General features: G+C 45.2%; 16 protein-coding genes. 13 read left to right on the forward strand and 3 right to left on the reverse strand.

Annotated elements, in window-relative coordinates; translation table 11 throughout:
- The first annotated feature begins 14 nt into the window (after positions 1 to 14).
- The 4 genes from ASG93_RS08470 (at position 15) to ASG93_RS08485 (ending at position 4076) form a co-directional block, all read left to right on the forward strand.
- On the forward strand, positions 15 to 2207 hold the full coding sequence (locus ASG93_RS08470; protein ID WP_056830806.1) for a protein kinase domain-containing protein: 2193 nt from the start codon (positions 15 to 17) through the stop codon (positions 2205 to 2207).
- An 18-nt stretch (positions 2208 to 2225) separates the two neighbouring features.
- On the forward strand, positions 2226 to 2597 hold the full coding sequence (locus ASG93_RS08475; protein ID WP_056830808.1) for a hypothetical protein: 372 nt from the start codon (positions 2226 to 2228) through the stop codon (positions 2595 to 2597).
- Between the two features lie 373 nt (positions 2598 to 2970).
- Positions 2971 to 3282: a hypothetical protein gene (locus ASG93_RS08480; protein WP_056830810.1), complete on the forward strand. Its 312-nt coding sequence runs from the start codon at positions 2971 to 2973 to the stop codon at positions 3280 to 3282.
- Positions 3283 to 3380: 98 nt separating this feature from the next.
- The gene (locus tag ASG93_RS08485; protein WP_056830892.1) at positions 3381 to 4076 is read left to right on the forward strand and encodes a nuclease-related domain-containing protein; all 696 of its coding nucleotides are present in this window, start codon (positions 3381 to 3383) and stop codon (positions 4074 to 4076) included.
- A gap of 29 nt (positions 4077 to 4105) precedes the next feature.
- Here ASG93_RS08485 and ASG93_RS08490 read toward each other — a convergent pair whose 3' ends face one another.
- Complete coding sequence (locus ASG93_RS08490; protein ID WP_056830812.1) at positions 4106 to 4867, reverse strand: ThiF family adenylyltransferase; 762 nt, start codon at positions 4865 to 4867, stop codon at positions 4106 to 4108.
- Complete coding sequence (locus ASG93_RS08495) at positions 4864 to 5478, reverse strand: N-acyl amino acid synthase FeeM domain-containing protein (protein ID WP_056830814.1); 615 nt, start codon at positions 5476 to 5478, stop codon at positions 4864 to 4866. Before ASG93_RS08495 ends, ASG93_RS08490 begins: the two co-directional genes overlap by 4 nt.
- A 197-nt stretch (positions 5479 to 5675) precedes the next feature.
- Here ASG93_RS08495 and ASG93_RS08500 point away from each other — a divergent pair, with 197 nt between their 5' ends.
- Complete coding sequence (locus ASG93_RS08500; protein ID WP_056830816.1) at positions 5676 to 6887, forward strand: HD-GYP domain-containing protein; 1212 nt, start codon at positions 5676 to 5678, stop codon at positions 6885 to 6887.
- Between the two features lie 466 nt (positions 6888 to 7353).
- Positions 7354 to 8484 (forward strand): glycoside hydrolase family 105 protein, encoded by a 1131-nt coding sequence (locus ASG93_RS08505; protein WP_056830818.1) that lies wholly within the window; start codon positions 7354 to 7356, stop codon positions 8482 to 8484.
- Positions 8485 to 8550: 66 nt separating this feature from the next.
- On the opposite strand, the gene ASG93_RS08510 is transcribed toward ASG93_RS08505, so the two are convergent.
- Entirely contained in the window at positions 8551 to 9372 is an 822-nt protein-coding gene (locus tag ASG93_RS08510; RefSeq protein ID WP_056830820.1) for a helix-turn-helix domain-containing protein, read from the reverse strand.
- Positions 9373 to 9571: 199 nt separating this feature from the next.
- On the opposite strand from ASG93_RS08510, the gene ASG93_RS08515 reads away from it, so the two are divergent.
- The 7 genes from ASG93_RS08515 (at position 9572) to ASG93_RS35725 (ending at position 24657) form a co-directional block, all read left to right on the forward strand.
- Positions 9572 to 11875 (forward strand): helix-turn-helix domain-containing protein, encoded by a 2304-nt coding sequence (locus ASG93_RS08515; protein ID WP_056830822.1) that lies wholly within the window; start codon positions 9572 to 9574, stop codon positions 11873 to 11875.
- Positions 11876 to 11889: 14 nt separating this feature from the next.
- Positions 11890 to 13383, forward strand: a complete 1494-nt coding sequence (locus ASG93_RS08520; protein WP_056830824.1) for an extracellular solute-binding protein — start codon at positions 11890 to 11892, stop codon at positions 13381 to 13383.
- A gap of 268 nt (positions 13384 to 13651) precedes the next feature.
- On the forward strand, positions 13652 to 14545 hold the full coding sequence (locus tag ASG93_RS08525) for an ABC transporter permease (RefSeq protein ID WP_414858852.1): 894 nt from the start codon (positions 13652 to 13654) through the stop codon (positions 14543 to 14545).
- 34 nt (positions 14546 to 14579) lie between these two features.
- Positions 14580 to 15452 carry a carbohydrate ABC transporter permease gene (locus ASG93_RS08530; RefSeq protein WP_056830827.1) on the forward strand — a complete coding sequence of 291 codons (873 nt, stop codon included), beginning with the start codon at positions 14580 to 14582 and terminating at the stop codon, positions 15450 to 15452.
- 39 nt (positions 15453 to 15491) lie between these two features.
- The gene (locus tag ASG93_RS08535) at positions 15492 to 17057 is read left to right on the forward strand and encodes a glycoside hydrolase family 43 protein (RefSeq protein WP_056830829.1); all 1566 of its coding nucleotides are present in this window, start codon (positions 15492 to 15494) and stop codon (positions 17055 to 17057) included.
- Between the two features lie 68 nt (positions 17058 to 17125).
- Positions 17126 to 18646 (forward strand): extracellular solute-binding protein, encoded by a 1521-nt coding sequence (locus ASG93_RS08540; protein WP_056830831.1) that lies wholly within the window; start codon positions 17126 to 17128, stop codon positions 18644 to 18646.
- Between the two features lie 125 nt (positions 18647 to 18771).
- Positions 18772 to 24657: a pectinesterase family protein gene (locus ASG93_RS35725; RefSeq protein WP_063891813.1), complete on the forward strand. Its 5886-nt coding sequence runs from the start codon at positions 18772 to 18774 to the stop codon at positions 24655 to 24657.
- Positions 24658 to 24674 lie beyond the last annotated feature (17 nt).

Genomic DNA, 24674 nt, shown 5'->3' on the forward strand with positions numbered 1-24674 from the left:
GGGGATGTGAGGTGATGTTGTGGCCCACTCCACAGGATTATAGGGAAGCGATACAAAATCCGCAAATTTGTTTCAAGGACCCGGAGCTTCAATCCGGACTCCCTGAATTGGATAAGCTTGGACTGCCTCGTCCTATTTCGGGAGGTTTCGCTAGTGTTTACAAAATAAAGTGCGGAAAGACGGAATGGGCGGTCAGGTGCTTTACCAATAACGTGAAGGATCAAAAGGTCCGTTACGATGCCATCAGCTTGCATTTAAGCTCCGTTAATCTCCCTTATATCGTCCCTTTTGAGTACCTCTCTGAAGGCATAAAAATAAACGGCAATTGGTTTCCAGTCGTTAAAATGATGTGGGCCCAGGGGGAATCGCTGCTTCATTATATCCAAAGAAATTTGCATAACGTTGAAATATTGAAAGGACTAGCAAATAAATGGCTAAAAATGATCACTGAGCTGCACATGGCAAATATTGCGCATGGCGACCTGCAGCATGGCAACATATTGATTCACAATGATGAAATTATTCTGATCGATTATGATGGTATGTATGTACCAGGCTTAAACGGCATGAAAAGCAACGAGCTCGGTCACAGAAATTATCAACACCCCGGAAGAAACGAAGAACATTTTGGGCCGTATATCGATAACTTTTCAGCGTGGGTCATTTTGATTTCAATTGCAACCGTTTCTGTGGATGCTTCATTATGGAATTCGCTTGGAGTGGGAGAGGGTGAAGAATGTCTTCTCTTTCGGCAGAAAGACTTTGTCTCGCCAGGCGCATCTCGCGCTTTTGAATTTCTGGAACTTGTTGATGATGAAACGTTACGTTTTTTGGTAAACTCCTTTCGTGATGTTACGGCCATAGAAATGCCGAAGGTGCCTCGGCCCCCTGATCCCGAATCACTGGTTGATGCCGTGCATCCTTTAGCCGCCTCTATCTCAGCCGCCTCTGCAACGAAATTAATGACTCATCTAGCAGCCTTCTCTGATTGGCTCACTAGGAAGATGCGGTCAGCCGCTGTCCAGTCACAACCAGAAACATCGTATCCTGTTGGTTCGTCGTGGGTACTGGATTATCTCACAACGGAAGCAATACCTTGCAAGCCTCTGTCAAAAGATAGGTTCGTGTTGGAAAGAACCATTTCATTATTGGTATTAACTACCGTAGCATCGGCTGCAACTGTTATGTATGGAAACGCCCCGGTTACAGCTTTAGTATCCTGCACGACTTTGGGATTAGGTGTGGAGATGGCCTTTTTAAGCTGGTGTTATGTGAAACTTCCCACTGTTAAAGTAAAGAGAACCACGTCTGAAAAAATAAAGGAGCTTGAATATGTTGTTTCCGATCTGACAAGCGAATTGAACGAAGTCAACGATATAAAGCATAAGTTCCAACAAATGGAGGAAGACAAGATAAACGATATATTACGAAGGCAAGGGGAAGTATCGGAACGAGAAAAGAATGAAACGGAAAAATTGCAGAAGGAACTCCGGAGTCATATAAGCGAAATCGTGGGTGAAAGACAAACCATAGATCAGGAGGAAAAAACTGAGCTTGCCGGCGCATTGGCCTCTTTCCGAAAAACTTGGCTGGAAGATCAATTAATGAAGATTAGGATTAGCCAAGAAAAAATACCGGATATAGACGATGAAATCAAACGGCGTTTAAGATCGAGCGGAATTCGTACGCCGGCTGATTTTTTGGACATTAATATCTTTCAGTCCTATGGCCGCAAAAAAATTGAAAAGGTGTATATGATATTAAAAAACGGGGGCTCGGTTCATGTAGGAATGAGTCCATCCCAAGCGAAAGCGCTGGTAGAGTGGAAAAAAAAGATAGAACGCAAGTATAGGACTAAAATCCCCCAATCCGTTCCTCGTAGTGAAATCATAGCCATAAAATCAAAATTTATGGACAGGAAATCAATATTGAATAACTTAGAACAAACTTATCAAAACAGGTCGCAGGACATGATATCTAACATAAGGCAAACCTATAATCCGGAGTATGATTTCTTAAAGAGGGAAGAAGATACCGCCAGAATCAACCTGAATAACGAACTCAACCAATTCGATAAGGAGATAGCTGAAATAAATAAGCACCTTGCAGGAAAACAATGGGAGCTTCACCATCTGAGCAAGCAAATGGATTCTTTTAAGGACGTTAATTTCTTGAGATTCTTAAGGAGAGTATTCCTTTTCAATTGAGAAGTATGCGGCGGCCTTTTGAAGTGGGAGCAATGGGGTAAGGGTAACAGATCACCTATTTTAAAAGATGAGGAGCGGTTCCGGCAGCATAAGTTCTATAAAAGTGTGGAGCTCATTAATATTGGGGCTTTTCCATTTTTACCGGATTCGACGAGCTTGATGGAGAAGTTCTCGGACGAGATTATTATGGATAGTCCGGAGAAAGCCTATGAGCGGACGACGCGGCCGCGAGGGTCGAAGGAGTATTACGGGAATAGAGTGAGAGAGTGGAAGGTTGTTCCACGCTCTGCGATAGCGGCCATTCCCTCCAGCAGGGGAGCGACGGATGAGCCGCTGGATCGGGAGAATTTGGATTTGGATAGTCGGGTTTTGGGGATTGGGTTGGAGTAGAATTTAAGACAAAGCAGAATAGGCTGCCCTTAAGGGTTATTAACCTTTTGGGACAGCCTATTTTTCTGTTCAATATCTCGGAGTATTTAGAATTAAAGGGGGAATTAGGAATATTGTCGAATATTATATTGTTTTAGTGAAGTTTTTGATTGTTGTCAAAATAATACTCTTTAAAGGTCGTTCTACAATGGCAAGAACGTATTATGCAGAAGGAAGACAAGTGGCCTATAGGACGATGGAAAGCCCAGAAGGGCATTTCTTAGACCTAAATTTAAATCGAAAGGGATGGCAGAGTGAAACGTAAGAAACTTACAATTTCAACATTTTTATTTAGTGCTATGGGACTCATTGCAATGTTAAAGTATTTATTTATGTGATTGAACATTTTGTATTTCAAACTACTGGAGAAAATGGATTAAAGGTTGATGAATCAGATTTAAATATTGCGTTTGTCATAGTAGCAGTTTTGCTTTTGATTCGGATTAGTTATGTTATTGTGAAGCATAAAATTGTAAGTGCTAATAAAAAACAACACACCAAAATTAAAGTTCAAGAGACTACAGAATCGTTTGTATGTGCCGAATGTGGCAAAAAGGTCAGTGAAAAAGTTAGGGATTACTGTTTGGAACGCCCAAATAAATTTGCAGGACAAGTTTATTGTTATGACCATCAGAAAACAAATTAGCATACAGAAATTGTAGACTTGCAACTTTTGCTGATTAATTAAGCCCAGGAGGTTTAGCTAATCTTAAAATAAAAAGTATGATTGACGAGAGGGTACATATGTTTAAAAAAATACTAGAGTTCTTTAGATCATCTCCAAAAAAAGAAATTGAAAAGAAGAGGACAACTAAAAAAAGTGTGAAACCAGTTAGAAAAATTGAGCCTGCCCGAATTGGTGAATTGGGTGAGCACAAAATTAACATTCAGTTAGACCAACTTCCTAAGGACTGCAAATATCTGAGTGATATTTTGATTGCAAATTCTAAATCAAAAACAGGATATTCGCAGGTCGATCATCTAGTCATTACTCCATATGGTTTATTTGTTATCGAAACTAAAAACTATAACGGTGAAATAAAAGGAAACAAAAATGATAGGTATTGGTCAGTAAGTAATAGATTTAAAATGTATAACCCATTTTTTCAGAATTACGGTCACATAAAAGCTTTGGAATACATATTACATGAGTTTAAAACATTAACCTTTGTATCGATGATTTCTTTTACAATGCGTTGTAGATTCAGTGTCGATCCTGAACTTAGAAAAATTCATTCCAACGATTTAATTGTTTACGATGTGGAGTTAACCGAGTTTATTCAAAGGAAACTTCTAAGATTTAAAGCGGAATCCCCTGAACCAAAACATAACGAGATTGCAATCAACCGAATATATGAAATAATTCAAAAAGCCAATATAGTAGATCCCATTATTAGGAATGAACATATTGAAAGAGCAAAAATTTCATCTGGAAAATAAAAGAGAATATTGATCCGGGTTTGGCGAGTTTATAATTCAAACTGTAATTCAAATTTCTCTGGTACGATGACAGGCTCTTTTCTGTTTAGAAGATGAAGAACTAGATGAGATACTAACACGCCAGGACCTAGTGCTTGTCCCACACTAATAGTAGGGATCGTTTTTGCTTGGATCCATTTTAGAATTTTATCTGGAGTTGCATAGGCTGGGAGAGAACTGGTGTAGTTTCCAGCCGGGAAGGTGAGTTCATTAAGCTTCTCGGGCGAAAGGCCATCCGGTAAGCCCAAATATTGTTCTAGTGACATCCCCGTGGGTGAAAATGTTAAAACCGATGTACCAAAGCCAAGCGCTACCGCAGTAATGATATATAGATGTTCTTTTCTTGCTGCCTGGTGCATGAACAATGACGTTGGAAACTCAAAATAATCGATGGCATCGATGACATAATCGGAGCCATGAATGAATTGTTGAACATTCTCCTTAGTAACGCCTGACAGGTATTCTTCTACAATAAGTTCAGGATTTATTTTTAATAAATGATCCCGTAATGCTAGAACCTTGGACTTGCCAACGGATTCAAAGGTAGCTGCACATTGCCTATTAATATTGGAGATATCAAAAACATCGGGGTCAGCGAGCTTTACCTTTCCTATACCCATTCGGACTAGTAATTCTGCGGAAAATCCGCCTATACAACCGCATCCTGCAATAGAAATTGTACTTTTTTGAAGAATATTGATTTCCTCTTCCGACATAATCCCTAAATTACGGCTAAATTGTTCTTTGATCATAGTACCACCTCATTAGTTTTATAAGAATTTTCTGATAAATAATTATATAGAGTGGGCCGATAAACTTCTAGTGTGCTTAAACATTCTTTTAGATTTAATAAGCATGGAATACTAGTTGAGCCAAGGTATAATTTGGGTGCTCCTACAATCTTGAAAGGGAATTTGAACATGCGGTGCATATAATTATAGACTCTCTCATCAATGCAGCATATCCAGTGGGTGATTCCTGTATGCTGAGAATATTGTAGAACAGTTCGGATCAGTCCCATTCCGACATCATGTTGAGGCATCTTCGTAAATGCACTGATTTCCGCGTATCGACTTTGATCCATTTGCATTAATTTGGCTTTTTCGAGGTCATATAACGAAAAGTATTTCATGGTCGGCAATTCTTCTAATCTCTCAAAAATAAGGCGTGTTACTCCGACAATCTTCTTCTCCGTTATCGATTCTGCGACAAAATAGATAGAATTTGTTTCATAGGGATCCTTATCGTCTTTCCCAAAAAAACCCACCTCCTGGTATCTTTGATGATGAAGCAGAATAGCGTTATCTCTTTCTTTACCAAAAGCTTCATAAAAACTGTAGTTGTAGCTCAAATTATTGCTCATAATAATAACGCTCCTTTTTATTTTTTCTCTATTTAATTATAGAAGAATGTCGTAATTTGGTTGGAATAATTTTCTTATGATACGAATTGTATCACTACAGGTTCTTTTTTACTATAGGAAGTTAAGATTCCATAGTCTATCATTGTTAAAAATGATACAATGAAGTTCAAATAAATCAATTGGGATGGACTTTCTATATGGGGAATGCCGAGCAAAATAGACTACTTTTGTCCTTTTACAAAATTCATCAAGGCAACCTAAATAACAACATTTTACAAGTTGGTTTTGTATATTTAATCTTAAGTATTACTTGGAATTATTTTTTTAGAGTTATGCACTTGCCTTACTCAAGAGCAGATATTGGGGTTTTATTACTTTGTCTAGTAATTTGCGTTATTACGTATTCATTAAATAAATTTTCTAAACTTCCCGTATCAGTATTGAAACATATAACTTTATGCTTTGTTTGTTATGTAGTCATATGTTTATATTTTGGTTCGGGTTATAGGGAAGCATGGAGTTTTTTCCTCTTGATACCTTTAATTTCTGCATTATATGGCGATATTATTTCTTTATTGGTATATTCCGTTCTTGGATTAGTCAGCATGATTACTCTCGATTTATACTTTCCCTTGATTCCAAATACCACCCTTGATTCTATTGATCTCTCGAACCGAATTCTTCTTTACATCATTCTTGCAACTTTCAGTCATATCCTATACAAAAAACTACTTGGTCTTTATTTAAATTTGGTTTCGATTATATCTAAATCTGCTGATGAATCGATTGAACAAGTTGTTAAAACGTTTATCGTTTCTGTTGAAGCTAAAGATACATATACTTTTGGTCATAGTGAGAGAGTCAGTAATTACGCTGTTGACCTTGCAAGTAAACTGCCTGAATATCAGCAAGAACCTAAAAAACTGCACTCACTTAAAATGATGGGGCTTCTCCACGACATAGGGAAAATAAATATATCAGAGACAATCCTTGCAAAGCCATCGAAGCTTACAGATGAAGAGTATGAAATTATTAAGACCCATTCAGTTGTGGGTGCAAAAATGGTAGAAAAGATTTCGGTCTTAGGAACATTACGAGAGGGCGTACTGTATCATCATGAAAGGTGGGATGGGCTAGGTTATCCTACTGGCATAAAAGGGGAGGAGATCCCATTAGAAGCGCGAATTCTTGCAATTGCCGATGCGTTTGATGCGATGACTTCTAATCGTGCTTATCGGGATGCTATGTCTCCAAATCAAGCTTTCCAACGCTTAATAGAAGGTAAAGGGACATTTTATGATCCTAGACTTATAGATGTACTAACTCCGCATCAATTATCTTGGTTAAAACTATTTAAACAATTAAACAACGAGATTGATGAATTTGAGACATTAATGAACCTAATTTAATATTTCCATTTTATTTCTCGCATACGGTGCATGTAGAGAGTGCCGTCCTCCTGGCATGTGAGTAAATCCTATAGAAACGACGAAAACCCTTGATTCACAAGGGTTTTTATCATATTAATTTAAAGTTGTAGCCCCTGGGTGTCCTATCACGTGGTAGCTCTGCAGAAGCAACAAAAGTAACGATATATTAGGTGGGATTTCTGCATCTTTAGGAGATGATATCGCATCCGGATTTGGGTTCCCGCATCAAGAATAAAAGTGGAGAGTCCCCTTATGGGAACCTAATCAAAAGGTTCTCTTTTTTTATTTGGAATAATAAAAAGCGCATATATAGCAAAGTTCCGGAAAAATGAACAAGGATGGACAAAGAATTTCAATTGAATTTGGCATACAATGAGATCCAATGGGTACCATCTTGTGTTAAATGCTCGAAAACATAGGAAGGAAAAAGAGAGGATAAAAAACAATGACGAAACATCTTGATTGGGCTGTAAATACGGCAAATACATTTATGTCCGAAGCAGATGCAGAGGGCTATCATCCAGAGCTGGCGAAACGGTGGGCCTACGTTCCCGGTATGATGCTTCTCGCATTGGGGAGGCTGGCGGAGCAAACCGGCGATGAACGCTATTACGAATTTATGAAGCGTCACATTGACCTTTTCGTTCAGCCTGACGGTAGGATTCGGACTTATGTGATCGAAGAATATAATCTGGATCAAGTGAACCAAGGAAAAGTACTGTTCCCCTTGCTTCGGCGAACCGGTGAGAAGGGGTATGAGCATGCAGCGCATCTGCTCGCTGTTCAACTGAAAGGACATCCAAGAACAAGCGAGGGCGGGTTCTGGCATAAGAAGATTTATCCGTTCCAAATGTGGCTTGACGGGCTGTACATGTCCTCTCCGTTCCTTGCGGAGTATGCGAAGACGTTCGGTCGGGAGGATCTCTTCGACGATGTAGCTAACCAACTGCTGCTGGTAGAGAAACACACGCGAGACCCAAAGACAGGGCTGCTCCGTCATGGCTGGGACGAAAGCAGAGAACAAGCGTGGTGTGATTCGAACACAGGACAATCCTTTCATTTCTGGAGCCGGGCGATGGGGTGGTACGCGATGGCGGTTGTCGACGCACTGGAGCACTTTCCTGTGGATCACCCAAAGCGGGGAACCATTATCGGGATTTTTGAGCGCATGGCAGAAGCGCTGGCTAAGGTACAGGACCCAGATACGGGCCTTTGGTATCAATTGCTGGATATGGGGAACAGGGAAGGCAATTATGTAGAAGCCTCCGGTAGTGGCATGTTTGTTTACGCGCTGGCTAAGGGGACTAGACTTGGTTATTTATCTGGGAAATTCAAGGCCGTAGCGTTAAAGGGGTTTCAAGGAATGATCGATCATCTTGTGGAAACCGATTCAGCCGGGGTGCATCTGCATGGGATTTGTCATGGAGCCGGACTGGGTGGAACCCCTTACCGAGATGGTACCTTCAAGTATTATGTGGAAGAGAAAGTAGTTAGCGATGTTATGATGGGCTTGGCACCATTCCTGTTGGCCGGCATGGAGTCAGAAAAGCTGGTGCAAGTGGAACCTATTCATTAACAGCGGATTTACGGGAAGGTTGTATAAGCCATTCGATGGCTTCAACCTTCCTTTTTTCACGGATGTTTATTTTACATTCGTTCTAATCATTTTCTTATATTCGAGAGGTGACATTTTGGTTACCTGCTTAAATTTGCGATTAAAATGAGTGATGTTCAAGTATCCGACTGATTCTGCAATATCGATTACTTTGCTGGAGGTTTCCCGCAGCAGTCTTTGTGCCTCTCGAATTCGGAGCGTTAGAATGTATTCGGTAAAGTTGAAGCCTGTATATCGCTTAAAGAGACGGCTGAAATGAAAGGGACTAATGAAGAATTGAGCAGACGCCTCCTTCATCGTAAGGATTTTCATATAATGCGTGTTGCAATATTCGGTGATCTCTGCAATTTTTTTGTTCATCGGAAGATAGGCGGTTTCCGCCGTGTCCGCTGCCTTGCGAGAGGCGAACAGCAGCAGTTGGACGAGTAGTGTTTCGAAATAAAGTGCCTGCCCATGACGATTGGGGTTGGTATATTCGTTATTCATTTGAAAGAGAAGATTCTCAATATAATTCTGTTCCAAGTTGTTAAAATCAATAACGCGGTTGATTTGCATAAAAGGCGACAGGAGCAGATCCAGATGGGATCCGCGATACGGCTCCAGAAATGCATCCGTGAAGTAAACGATCGCGCGTTCATGAAGTTTACCGCCTTCTAGTGTTTTATGAATGTCATGTTTCTTGATAAAAATCAAAGAGCCCTTCTTCACATGATAGGTTCGATTCTCTATGTAAAAATAACGCTCCCCGGCGAACAAATAATAAATTTCATAGTGCTCATGGTAGTGAGTACGCTGCATCGGCAGGTTGGTAGGCTGCTTGGCAAAGCTAATTTCAAAATCCCCATTCATTCGGTATCCCACTCCTTTAAAGTTTTCGAAAGAAAACTTTGCTTCGTAAGTGTAATCTTTATTAAATAATAACAAACTTTCGTAAAGTCTCAATGTATAAAAAAGAGAACAATCCTGTCTATTTCCCATTTTCCATATATAATAGAAATAATCAATTTCTAGACAGCAGGCAGCGGTGCTTTCGAAGGGGGGAATCGTATTGCGCAGATATTTGCTTAGGTTACTGGCATTTAGCTTTTTATTAGGAGTACTTCCCGCTGTAATTATTGGGATTGTCTCATATTCGATTGCAACTAGGGATCTTGAGGACAAGGTAAAAGAAGGCAATATGCAGTGGTTGACACAAACCCAGATGCGTGTGGAACAGATCTTGAAATCCATTGAGAAATCGGCGACGCAGTATGCCAACTCTTCCCTGGTTAAGACAGCGATGAACACGACTTATTCGTCCACTGATTTTGAACAAATACGTGATCTTTCCGTGTCGCTATATAATCTTCAATCAAGTGATGTTGTCATCACTGAGGCCTTTTTAATCAATCTGGAGCGAAACTGGTCTATAAATTTGAGCGCCTTGAAACCGTTAGATCAGGTTGAAAACAATGAGGAGTTCTGGGATTACGCCAAGCAGCCGAGAAGCATTTATTGGAGTACGGAAACGGTGTCTGCAAATGGCGTTGAGCATGAAAATCCTGTGGAAATGATAACCCTCGTACATAAAATACCGATCCTGCCCCAAACAAGTAAGCCGCAAGGGCTTGTGGTTGTACGTATTTCGGCAGCCGATATTCGGGAAGCGCTGTTACCCGGCAATCCGTCCAACCGAAATTATATCCTGAACCGCACAGGAGCGGATATTCTTGTAACGGCTGAGGTAAAGGAAGGGTATCGGGAAATCAATCGGGTCATCGCTGGCAGACTGGAGGCGGAGCCGGAAAATAAACAAGGACTTTTCAATACGCATCTAGGTAATGAAGAGGTGGCGGTTATGTACCGTTCCTCAGGCTACAACGGGTGGACGTATGTGTCGGTTATCTCTATTGGTGAAATCACTAGGGAACCCCAGAAAATTGCCAAGCTAACACTGATTGTTTGCGCAGCCATCCTATTGGTCGTTCTAGCTTTTGCTTTATATGGCAGTCGCCGCATGTATCGACCTATACAGAATCTATTAGATGTTGCCAAGGGTATTGATCATAAATTTAACGCTCAATCGATACAGCCTAGAACCGATGAACTGGAGTTCATTAAGGTAAGCATGCAGTCTTTGGCTATTTCAAGAAATCATATCGAACAGCAAATGCTCGGTCAAGCGGGACATTTAAAAGAATTTTTTGTTCTAAAGCTGTTTACAGGACAGTTATCGGAGAACGACTATTTATTCCGCTCTACTATGTATGGCTTTCCAACCGGATGGAAACGTCTAGGGGTGCTGACTCTGAAAATTGATAATTTACAGGATTCGAAGTATCAGGAGCAAGACCGGGAGCTTCTGCTTTATGCCGTAAATAACATTGCCCAGGAGGTACTGCCTCCTGAGTTCCGGTTTACACCGATCATCTTGAACCAGTCGCAAGTCACGCTTGTGGCAACGGATGTGGAGGATCCGTCGGAGGTTAAGCGCATTTTATATCAAATGGCTGAATCCATTAAAACGAATGCCAAGCATTATTTACATATACAAGTAAGCATCGGAATCAGTAAACCGTTTCCTACATTAACAGATACAGTCAAAGCGTATGGAGAGAGCTTGTTAGCTATGAAATCACGTATAAGTCTTGGCCCGGAGATTATTGTTCACTATGAGGATATCGAAAATAACCCCGGAGCAGATAAATATGTCTACACGCACCTTAAGGTAATGGAGGAGCAGCTTGTGTATGCGCTTCGTGAAATGCAGCTGGACAAAGCCACCGAGCTGTTTCGGCAATATTTGAATGCGCTGCTGCATAAGGACGGCTTCTTGTACGAGCATCACATTTTACTGCTGCAGCTTATTTCTCGGATTCTTCAGATCGTACAGGATCAAGGCATTTCGATAAAAAAAGTTCTTGGGGATGAAGGCGCGGTAGAACGATTGCTGCATTTGCAAACGCGGGATGAAATTGAGTACTGGTTCGAATCCCGATTGTTTGCTCCAATGATTCAGGTTTTATCAGAGATATCAGAAACGCAATACGTAAAGATCGCGGATAGGCTTGTAAGGATGATTCAGGAGCAATTCGATCAGGAAATTACATTGGAATCGTGTTCGGAAATTCTTAGCTACCATCCGGTGTATCTAAGCCGCATTTTCAAGAAGGAAATCGGTACGACGTTTAGCGATTATTTATCTGATTATCGGATGAAGATGGCCAAGGTCATGCTGGAGACAACGGATATGAAAATTTCGGAAATCGGTGAAAGGCTTCAGTATAAAAATATAAGCGCATTCATTCGGAGCTTTCGGAAAATGTTCGATGTAACACCGGGACAGTACCGTGAGAAGATGGATCAAAAGTAGAAGGGGAGAACAGAATGAAACGATATTCCGTCTTCATTGTAAGCTTACTTATATCCTCCATTTTGCTGACAGCATGCAGCCAGAGTAATAAGCAGGAAGGGGTAAATGCTGCTAAACCCTTCTCCCTTTCGCTTGTGGTCAATCAAATTGAAGAAATTCCTCCCAAGAACAACGAGATCGAAAAGGCTATCGAAGCGTACACCAATGTAGATTTGCAAATTCAATGGATTCCCTTTTCGGCTTATGATGAGAAAGTAAAGCTGATGATCGCTTCCGGAGAGCTCCCGAAGCTGATCAAGCTTACTTATACACCGACGATCATCGCTACGCTGAAGGCAGATCAGTTTTGGGAGATCGGTCCCTATTTAAAGGACTATCAACAGTTATCCGCCCAAAATAAGCAGTATTACGATAATATCGCTGTCGGCGGAAAAATATACGGGGTACCCTTGTACCGCCCACTTGGTCGTGCAGTTATTCATTACCGTAAAGACTGGTTTGACAGCTTGGGTTTAAAGTTGCCAAAGACGCTCAATGATTGGTATGCGGTCATTAAAGCGCTTACGCTGGATGACCCGGATAAGAATGGGAAGAACGATACATACGGGATGATCTTGGAGAAAAGATACAATCAGGACGTAAGTTCTATACTGACACGGCTTTCCGTATCGCAAGGAGGGCCGAACAAATGGAAGGTTGAGAACGGCCGTTTCACCCCCGAATTTATGACCGAGCCATTCTATGAAACGATGAAGCTGTTTAAACGGCTTTATCAAGAAAAGCTGATGAACCAGGATTTTGCAGTTGTGGATGCTACGGAAACGTCAAGGTTATATAATTTGGGGCGGGCGGGTACTCAGGTTGTCGGAGGGAATGCCCAAAGCTGGCAAGATAAGTTGGTAAAGACGGTTCCTTCAGCAGTTGTGGAGGTGGCTCCGTTAGAGGGTCCTGGAGGGATTCGCCTCCCTGGCGAACCGGGCAATGTGGGTTTCCTGGCTATTCCTAAGGATGCGGTGAAAACGGAAGCGGAAATGAGAAAAATTTTAACCTTTCTAGATAAGCTGTTGGGGCCTGCCATGCAAACCGTGCTTTCCAGAGGAATCGAAAATAAACATTGGATCGACAAAGGCGAGTATACGGAGGTTCTCGATCGTGAACTGGATCTAAAGGAGGTTAAGACTTATAGAGATTCTTTCCCGTATATTGACAGTAATTCTGCTCTGAAGCCTATACGCCAACCCGACCTCTATCGGAAATACCAGCAGATCATCAAGGAGAATGAGTTGTATATCGTCCCTAACCCAGCGCTAACCTTAGAATCAGAAACCTATGCCGAGCGAGGCAAGGAGCTTGAGGTCCTGATTACGGATGCGCAGACGAAGTTTATTATGGGTAAAATCGATGAATCAGGCTGGAAATCCGAAATCAACAAGTGGAGAGAAGCCGGCGGCGATAAGATGATCCGGGAATATGAAGAAGCTTATACCAAGCAGGACAAGGATAAATAAGACCGCCAATACTGGAAAATGCCGTAGAACCCTTGAGAAATCAAGGGTTTTTTCGTTTGTGCATATATAGTTGTCTGGAAGCTATAGCTCTGGAAAAGGGCAGAAAAGCGAAAGAGGTTATGCCGCAGGTATAGCCTGCCACAAGGATTCTGTCCAATAATAAAGGCATAAACAAAGAGATGTGGAGGAGCTTAAGATGAAAGCAGACTTGACTTTGCAGTCGGGACGATCGGACGGACAGGTTCGAAAATCGAAATTCGGTTTACTGATGAAGGAATTCATTAGGGACAAATGGTTATACCTGATGATGTTACCGGGTGTGGCATACTTTCTTATTTTCAAATATGTCCCTATGTACGGATTGATTATGGCATTCCAAGATTATAAGCCCCACCTTGGTTTTATGGAAAGCCCTTGGGTTGGGTTAAAGCATTTTGAACGGTTCTTTAGCGAGCCGCAGTTCGGCATGCTGTTTAGAAATACAATTATTATTGCGATTTATAATCTGGTCTTTTTCTTCCCGCTGCCGATCATTCTTTCGTTAATGATGAATGAGCTTCGCAGGGAAAGGTTCAAACGATTCGTACAAACGCTTATCTATATTCCTCACTTTGTTTCATGGGTGGTTGTCGTAGGTATATTCTATATGCTGCTTACGACGGAGAATGGGATTTTAAATGAACTGATCTATGCGATCAGCGGGAAGAAAATCGCCTTCCTGCTTGAACCGGAATGGTTCCGGACGATGATTATTTCGCAATCCATATGGAAGGAAGTCGGTTGGGGCACGATTATTTTCCTTGCAGCTTTATCCGGTGTCGACATGCAGCTGTATGAAGCTGTGCGCATAGACGGAGCCGGAAGGTGGAGACAACTTTGGCATATTACCCTCCCGGCGATTCGAAGCACGATCATTATCCTGATGATTCTTCGTCTCGGAAATTTTCTGGATTCCGGCTTCGAGCATATCTTCTTGATGATCACGCCAACCAATCGGGAGGTAGGGGAAGTATTCGATACCTATGTATACACGAAAGGATTAACGCAGGCGCAATATAGCTATAGTGCGGCGGTAGGTTTATTTAAATCGGCAATAGGTTTGGTCTTGGTGCTTGGCTCGAACTGGCTTGCCAAACGATTCGGCCAAGAAGGTGTGTACTAACACCGTCTTGTTTCAAAAAAAGGAGGACATCGTAATGTCATACGATAAAACTTTAGGCAACCGCCTATTCGATATTTTTAACTACAGCTTCTTACTCATCTTCTCTGTTGCTTGCGGACTGCCGTTTCTATATATTCTGGCGGTTTCTTTCACCAGTCCGGAGGAGGTAGCAAGAGGGGGCATCATTTTGTTTCCCAAGGAATGGTCCCTTGCCTCCTACCGATACATTTTCTCAACAAATACGTTGGTCAGAAGTTTAATGGTTTCTATTTACATCACGGTTGTAGGCACCTTCATTAATCTGCTGTTTACATCACTGATGGCCTACCCGCTATCGAAGGCGCATATCCGGGGCAGAAAATACATTTTGCTGGCCGTATTGTTTACGATGCTGTTCGGAGGCGGGTTGATCCCCACTTATTTTATAGTAAAAGCGCTGGGTTTAACCAATACGCTGTGGTCTTTGATGATTCCAAGCGCAATTAGCGGCTTCAATCTCATTGTGCTTAAAAACTTTTTTCAACAAATACCGGATGGTTTGGAAGATTCGGCGAAAATCGATGGATGCAGCGATCTGGGGGTATTATTCCGTATCGTTCTCCCTTTATCGATGCCGGCCATGGCCACATTCGCTCTTTTCTATGCGGTGTCTCATTGGAATCAATTTTTCAATGCTATTCTGTATATCAACGATAATACGAAATGGCCGATTCAGGTGCTCCTGCGGGAGATCGTTATTTTAGCGCAAAGCCGGATCGGCGATGCAAGTATCGATGAAGCCCAGATTCAGCCGTTAACCATTCGTATGGCTGTTATTGTATTTGCTACCGTTCCGATTCTGTTTGTATATCCGTTCTTGCAGAAGCATTTTACGAAAGGTGTGCTCTTGGGTTCGGTGAAGGGATAGAGAGTTTTAAACAACCTCTTAAAAGAAGGGAGAAGTTGAATGGAAACGTTCCGTAATCCAATTCTTGCCGGGTTTTACCCTGATCCTTCCATCTGTAGGGTGGGGGCGGATTATTACATGGTCACATCGACTTTCGAATATTTTCCCGGTGTCCCCATCTTCCACAGCAAGGACTTAGTCCATTGGCGTCAGATCGGACATGTGCTCGATCGACCGTCGCAGCTCAATCTGGATGGTATTCCAGCTTCTCGGGGGATCTATGCCCCCGCGTTAAGATATCATGAAGGCGTTTTCTATATGATTACGACGCTTACGGAGAGAGTCCCCGGTGGGCGCGAGAATTTCTTCGTTACTGCCACAGACCCTGCCGGACCCTGGTCGGACCCGTATTGGTTGGACGATGCGCCTGGGATTGATCCTTCTTTGTTCTTCGATGATGACGGCAAAGTCTACTATACAGGAAACCGGGTGCCGCCGAGCGGACAGCAATACCCAAAGCATATGGAGATTTGGCTTCAGGAGCTGGATTTGGAGACGAAGCAGTTGGTCGGTCCGAAGTATAGTCTTTGGGATGGGGCGCTGAAGCAAGCTCACGCACAAGAAGCCCCGCATCTTTACAAAGTGGGCGGGTACTACTATTTGCTTATTGCTGAGGGAGGAACGGGCTTTACTCATGCCGTTACCATTGCACGGAGTGAATCGCTTATAGGACCTTACGAGGTATGCAAACGCAATCCGATCCTGACGCATCGGCATCTTGGCAAACAGCACGGTATTGCCAACGTAGGCCATGCGGATCTTGTTCAAACGCAGACTGGGGAGTGGTGGATGGTATGTTTGGCTTCCCGGCCGTATGGGGGGCAATACCGGAATTTGGGGCGTGAAACATTTCTCGTTTCCGTGGAGTGGGAGGACGATTGGCCGTTAGTGAATCCGGGTAAAGGAATCATTGAATGGGAGATGCCTAAGCCGAATTTACCCGAAGCAAGGTGGCCTGCTTTACCTGCTTGCGATCATTTTGACGCTCCGGCATTGGAGCACCGGTGGAATTTCATCCGGACTCCGAGAGGAGAGTTTTGGAGCTTAAGCGAGCGCCCGGGTTATCTAAGGCTGAGGCTTAAATCAGCGTCGATTTCCGAGGTCGGCAATCCAAGCTTTGTAGGCCGTAGGCAGCAGGATATTTCCTATGCCGTACGGACAAAGATAGAGTTCATGCCAAATACCGGCAAGGAAGCGGCGGGTTTGGTGTTATTGCAAAACCAGGACTATCAATACCGTTTGGAATGCGGTCTGGATGATGACTCTAGGCTGGAAGTTCGCCTTGTGAGCAGGATTAACGGCGAGGAAAAGGTGCTTTCCAGCCGGAGTATGGATGCGGTCCCGCTTTATTTGAAAGTGGAAGCGATCGGACAATCCCTTCGTTTCGATTATGGGACGGAGGCTGAGCAGTGGCTGCCCGTGGCGAACGGTATAGACGGCACCATTCTCAGTACAGATATTGCGGGGGGCTTCACCGGAGCATACATCGGTCTTTTCGCTAGCAGTAACGGTGGGTCCAGCGTTAACCATGCGGATTTTGATTATTTCGAATACATTGGTTTATAGCTTATCTTTCACAGGATGACTGAGAGGGGTAGGTTTTAAATAAAATTTCATAATGAAGGGGTAGAACGATGAAAAAGCAAAAGGTTGCATTAGGAATGAGCACAGTGCTGCTTGCATCGGTGATGCTGTCGGCCTGCGGCAGTGATAAGGAAACAGGCGCGAGCGCCACAGAAGGCGCGAAGAAAGTGGACAGCAAGCCCTTCCCGATTTCAATCGTCATCAACCAGGTAGGGGAAGCTCCCGCGAACGACAACGATATGGAAAAAGCGATGGAGCAGTACACGAATACCGATCTGAAATTCCAGTGGATTCCTCTATCGGCCTATGACGAGAAGGTCAATGTCATGATCGCTTCCAACGAGCTTCCGGAACTGATCAAGCTCAACTACAATGCTGTAGCTATCGGAGCATTGAAAGACAATCTTTTTTGGGAAATCGGCCCATACCTGAAAGATAACAAAAACTTATCGGCGCAAAATCAGATATTCTACGACAATATTGCCGTAGACGGAAAAATTTATGGCGTCCCTTTGTTCCGCGGTTTGAGCCGTTCCGTCGTACATTATCGGAAGGACTGGTTTGACGCTGCCGGCCTCAAGGCGCCGAAATCTCTGGATGAATGGTATAACGTAATCAAAGCAATGACGCTGGGCGATCCCGACAAGAACGGAAAGAACGACACCTACGGAATGATGGTGGAAAAGAAATACAACCAGAATGCAGATTCAATGCTGACCCGGTTCTCGGTGATGAATGGCGGTCCGAACAAGTGGCAGTACGAGAATGGAACCTTTACGCCTGAATTCATGACCGAGCCCTTCTTCGAAGCAATGAAGTTCTTCAAACGTCTTTATGACGAAAAGCTGATCAACCAAGACTTTGCCGTAGTCGATATCTCTGAGATCGACAAGGCTTACGATACCGGGCACGCCGCGATCCGAATCTCCGGAGGCAATGCTCAGAGCTGGCAGGATAAGATTGCTAAGGTCGTACCGACCGCCGTTATCGATAACGCTCCGTTGGAAGGCCCGAAAGGCATAAGAGTACCGGGAGAAAGCGGAAACAATGGCTTCCTGGCCATTCCGAAAAGCTCAGTAAAAACGGAAGCAGACATGAAAAAAGTGTTGTCTTTCATGGACAAATTGATGGATCCGCCAATGGCGACCCTTTTGGTAAAAGGAATTGAAGGCAGGCATTGGCAAGACGGAGGAGACGTTACTTTGCCGTTAGACCGAGATGCGGATGTGAAGGAAGTGAAGCCTTACCGGGATAATTTGCCACAGCGGAACGAGGACTACAACATTGCCAAGCGGATGAAGCAGCCCGATCTATTCCGTAAGAATCAACAAATCGGCAGTGAAAGCGAGAAGCACGTTGTTACCAATCCGACGCTGACGCTGAGCTCCGCAATCTTCTTGGAAAAGGGCAAGGAGCTTGAACAAATCATGACCGATGCGGAAACGAAATTTATTATGGGCAAGATTGACGAGGCAGGCTGGAAGTCTGAGATCGAAAAGTGGAAAAAAGCTGGCGGCGACAAGTTGATAACGGAGTACAAGGAGGCATACGAGAAAATCAAGAAGAAGTAACCCATCCTTTAGGAAGACAGGAATGTTCCCTGAACCCTGATCGGGGAACATTCCTGATCCTATTCATCGATTAGCATATGGTTACGAAGCCAGTTTTGCTCTACAAAACTCTAAGGAGGCACGTTATGAAGAAATGGTTTTCACAAATTCTTGTTGCAGCTTTGCTTGCCGCATCCATTCCTGTAAGCGCTCACGCTGAAGCAGCAGTCGATTCGCTGCCGGCATTCCCAGGCGCCGAAGGTGGAGGCAAATATGTGACCGGCGGCCGCGGTCAAGCGGTATATGAGATTACTACACTCGCGGATTATAAGATCAATGAAACGCCAATTCCCGGCTCTCTGCGAGACGCTGTAAGCCAGAGCAACCGGACGATCGTCTTCCGCGTCGGAGGTACGATTCGATTGAAGGAAAGCCTAAAAATTACAGGCTCGAACTTGACCATTGCAGGACAAACCGCCCCCGGCGACGGCATTACTGTAACCGATTACACGACGACCGTCGAGGCGGATAATGTCATTGTCCGGTATATGCGTTTCCGCTTGGGCGACCGTGTTCCCAGCGAGGACGATGCTTTCGGGTTTCGCTATCACAAAAACATCATTGTCGACCACTGCTCCTTCAGCTGGTCGGTCGATGAGGTGCTAAGCCTTTACGACAATCAGAACACGACGGTGCAGTGGTCGATTGCCGAGGAAAGCATGCTGATGACGACACACCAAAAGGGGAGGCACGGCTACGGCGGCATCTGGGGAGGAAACAATGCAAGCTTCCTTCATAACCTTGTTGCAAACAACTTCAGCCGTAATCCGAGATTCCCGACGGTCAAGAGAGAATATGACATTCTTGAGTTGACCAACAACGTGATTTACAATTGGGGCCTGAAATCCTCATACGGCACCGGCGGCGAAGGGCTGTACAACTTGAATAACAACTATTATAAATATGGTGCAAACACTTATTATGATGTGCGTAATCAATTGTTCGATGAACTCCTTTCACCGAGCAAGATGTACATAGGCGGAAATATTATGGATGGCGACGCTGCGGTCACATCGGACAACTGGCTTGGCGTGACAAGCGTGCAGGACCCTTCCTTGAAGCTGTCTGAGCCTGCACAGGTTGCCGGGGGCTACACGCCTGAATCTGCTCAGGACGCGTACAATCATGTTCTCTCGGATGCGGGGGCGACTTTGCCGAAGCGAGATGCGATCGATGCCCGAATCGTGGGTGACGTGAAAAACAGAACCGGCCGGCATATGAATTCCCCCCTCGAAGTGGGTGGATATCCCGATTATCCGGCAGTTATCTCCAATGCAGTCGATCAGGATCATGACGGCATGGATGATGCTTGGGAATTGGAAAAGGGCTTGTCCCCTGCAAACTTGGACGATCGAAATGGTATGAATTTGTCTTCGGAAGGATATACGAATCTTGAGGTGTATCTAAACGACTTGATTGTGAAAGGAAGCGCGGGCAACAAAAATACGGATAATCCTGTTGTCGCGATTACTTCCCCCGTTAACAATACCTTGAAAGATGTCGGAAGCAATATGACCGTGGATGCTGTCGCTTCCGACAGCGACGGAATTGCCAAAGCCGAATTGATTGTTGACGGCGTTGTCATAGCGGAGGATACAACTGCTCCGTACAGCTTTGATTGGAACAATGTGGCCGACGGCACCCATTTCCTGGTCGTTAGCGCAACGGACAAAGCAGGACTATCGACGCAATCGGACAATGTTGCCGTTCACGTCAACAAAACCGGTCCGATCGTTCCGTGGCAATCGCAAGATATCGGATCTGTAGGCATCCCGGGCCATACACAGCTGGAAGGCGACGCTCAGACGGTAACAGTCAAATCTGCGGGGGATATCGGCGGTACCGCCGACGCATTCCACTACGCGTATCAAACATTAACAGGCAACGGCGAAATTATCGCCCGGGTCGACCATGTAACGGCTACGGACGACAATGCCGAAGCGGGGGTCATGGTTCGTGAAACGATGGACCCTTCGTCCAAGATGGCATTGCTTGCGACTTCTTATGTCAAATTTGGAAAGAAAGGCGTCATGATCAGCCGCTCGGCAGCAGGAGAAGATTCAGTACGAGCGGAGCCGGACGATTTCATAGCGACGCCTTATTGGGTAAAGCTCGTTCGAATCGGCAGCCAGTTGACAGGACTAATATCCGCAGACAAGACGAACTGGAGGCAAGTCTCATCTCTTAACATTCCGATGCCGGAAACCGTCTATATCGGATTAGCGGCGGACGCCTCCAAAACGATCGACGATGTGAATAAATACAACACTTCTCTATTCAGCGGCGTGGAAATTCATACGTTGGCCGCAGATTTTCCGACGCCTCCGCAGACGCTGACGGCAACGGCAGGAGATAATAGCGCGGTGCTGACCTGGTCCCCGGTAAGCGTGGCAACCGGCTATAACATCAAGCGAAGCGATGTTCCGGAAGGACCTTACACGACGATTAAGTCAAATGTGGCGTCCTCGTCCTTTACCGATACGAAACTGGTGTCTGGCAAAACGTATTACTATGTCATTAGTTCGATAAACGCGAGTGGAGAAAGCTTCGATTCGAAGGAGGCAAGCGTGACTCCTGAAGGCGCTTCCGAGGTCATTTGGCTCGCTCAGGACAATTTTGAAGGAGATACCATTGGAGAGATGCCTGCTGGATATACCTTGGTCAATCCAATTCCGGCGACAGCCACGAATAAAGTCATTACACAGGCAGTTCCGGGGACGAGTACAGGAAACAGCTCGGACAAAGTTATGCAGCTTTTTGATACAGGCTCGGTAAACACGAGGGCAGCTAAGACCTTTACACCGCAAAAGGGTACAGTCATCCTCGAAGCGGATTACATGCAGCAATCGATGATCGGCTCTGCCGGCCTGCTCCAGCTGCAAACACCGGATGGCGGTAAGACGCCTTTGTCTTTGGAAATCCGTAAAGCGGATGGAACCAATAATGTGTTCGTCATCAACAATGGCAGCACGTACATCAAGGTGACAAATGAGCTGCCGCCATTGAACCGTTGGATCAATTTCAAGATTGAAGCGAACGTTCAAACGGGCAAAGCAAAGATTTATGTGGATAATGTTCCGGCGGTGACTCCGGAAATTGATTTCCTCAGCACGGCGCTAGCCGATACACAAGCAAAGGGAATTGGCCGTATTCATTTCTCCACACCGGGAAGCGGATCGGGCAGCCCCTATTGGGATAACGTGAAGGTGTATGTGGAGCCGGTAGCTTCTCCAAAGGGGTTGGTTGCGGTACCGGGCAATGGGGCTGTTGAATTGAAATGGCCGGATGTACAAGGGGCGACCTCGTACAATGTGAAGCGAAGCGAAACGGATGGAGGCCCTTATACAACCATCCAATCTGAATTGCAGACAGCTTCGTTTATCGATAACACAGTAACGAACGAGAAGACGTATTACTACGTCGTTACGGCCAACGGAGTTGGCGGGGAATCTGCTACTTCCAATCAGGTGCAAGTAACCCCGTCAGCATCCGCTATAAAGCCCGTGGCGCCTATAGGACTGAAAACGGTGAGCCGGGATTCGCAATTAGATTTGAGCTGGAACGCCGTGGACAATGTCAACTTCTATACGGTGAAAAAAGCGGCCAGCCCGTCGGGACACTTCGAGGTCGTCGCTTCCAATATTACGGACTTGGCTTATCGGCTGGGCGGTGTACCGGATGGCATAACCGAATATTACGCTGTAACGGCTACGAATGTAGCGGGAGAAAGCGAAGATTCGGCTTCTATAAGCGGTGTTGCCCTTGCACAGATTGGTACGCCTAGCTTGACGGCGGAGGCGGGTGACGCCCAAGTAACGCTGAGCTGGACCCCGGCTGCACAAGCCAACCGTTATACACTGAAACGGGCCACGAGCATAGAGGGGCCATATACGATTCTCGCTGCAGATGTGACGGGAACGAATTATACCGACACGAAGCTGGTTAACGGTCAGCCTTATTACTACAAAGTATCTGCCGCTAACGAGTCGGGTATCGGTCTGGAATCTGCCGTTGCAGCGGTTCGTCCCGTACTGAATATCGGCCAGCCGGGTGTACCGGATGGCGTCATAGCGGAGCCGGGCGATACGGAGGTTCAATTGAGGTGGAATGCGATCGGCGGGGCTGCCGATTACCAGGTGATTCGCTCAACGGGCAAGAACGGACCGTTCTCGGTTATCGCTGATCAAGTAGCTGGGCTGGCGTTCACCGATAAGGGGCTGGCCAATGATACAGCTTACTATTACGCTGTTGCGGCGCACAACGATAAAGGTCTTAGCTATCATTCCTTGCCGGTTAAGGCAGTACCGGGCGCCGTGTTCGCCGTGGCCAAGGATGGAAGCGGGCAATTCACAAAAATTGCGGATGCAGTCAATGCCGTTCCGGACAACAGCACGAGGCTTACGATCATCAAAGTGAAGAACGGTATTTATAACGAGAAAGTGCTTGTCCCTTTGACGAAAAAAATGATCACGATGATCGGGGAAAGCCGGGAAGAGACTGTGCTTGTCAATGGAGATTCCGCAAGCACGATCGGTCCGAACGGACAGCCGCTCGGTACAAGCAACAGCTATACGCTGAGGACGTCGGGAACTGACTTTACGCTGGAAAATATGACGGTTCAGAACAATGCCGGACGGACTGCAGGGCAAGCCGTCGCGCTCTATGCGGAAGGCGACCGGGGGATTTTCCGCAACGTGAAACTGTTAGGTTACCAGGATACGCTGGAGACCGAAAGAGGACGGCAGTATTTTGTCAACAGCCACATCGAGGGAACCGTCGACTTCATTTTCGGAAGCTCTGCGGCCGTATTAGAGAACAACATCATTCAAAGTGTAGGCCCCGGTTATTTGACGGCGCCGTCGACGGAAACGGGTAAGCCGGGATACGTGTTTATCAACAATCAACTGATTGCCAGTGCAGATGCGTCTGCCGGAACTGTAGACCTCGGCAGACCATGGAGAGATTACGGCAGCACGACGTATATCAATAACTACCTTGGGGAGCATATCCGGGCTACAGGCTGGAACGAATGGGTTGCCGGCCGTTCGAAGACTGCCCGCTTTTCAGAATACTTAAGTTACGGACCGGGAGCCAACCCGGCTGGGCGTGTCAATTGGTCGACACAATTGACAGCGGAAGAAGCGGCACAATATACCATAGCATCCACTCTTGGCGGCTCCGACGGTTGGAATCCGAAAGAATCGATTGGATTGATTGACAAAGCTCCGGTTGCTCTCGCGCGGGTGTCATCCATCTCGGTAATTGCGGCTGGCGGAATGAACTCGATCACGTCGAAGAATGGCTCGCGGTCCTTGCAGGCATTGGTTCTTCCGGGCAATGCGACAAACCCGTCGGTTGCCTGGGAAGTGTTTGAAAGCGACGGAATTACGTCTTCGAGCCGGGCGGCGATTGACGCCGACGGATTGCTGACAGCGAAGAATAACGGTGTAGTCAAGGTTGTCGCGACCGCAAAAGACGGCAGCGGGGTTCATGGAAGCATGTATATTTTCATCATCGGCCAAACGAGCATCCCTGCCGACTTGCCGATCGCAAAGCTTAGCGGGCCTGCGACCGTATATTCGGGGCAGGAGTTCAGCTACCGGGTAGGGTTAAGCAATGTTTCGTCCTCCCCATACTCGTCGGTGTATGCATTGGATTTCACCATGCAATTCGGGACGAACACTGTGGAATTTGTTTCCGCCGATTCGCTCAAACCGGGCTTCCAGATCATCGCTCAGAAAACGGACATTCCGGGTCAGGTGAGGATTACCGCGTCCAGTCTGGGATCTTCCAACGCCATAACCTCCAACGGCGATATTATGGAATTGAAGTTTAAAGCGAAGCCGGTCTCGGGTATGGATGCAGCGACGCTTAGTTTCACTTCCTTTAAAGTCTCCAACGGGGCGGCTCAAAGCTTTGCTGTGTTGCAGGCTAATCCATCCATCATACAAGTTGCTCCTTCTGCCAAGTAAACGATAACGTTACATGA

The sequence above is a fragment of the Paenibacillus sp. Soil787 genome (genome assembly GCF_001429545.1).
GTDB lineage: Bacteria > Bacillota > Bacilli > Paenibacillales > NBRC-103111 > Paenibacillus_E.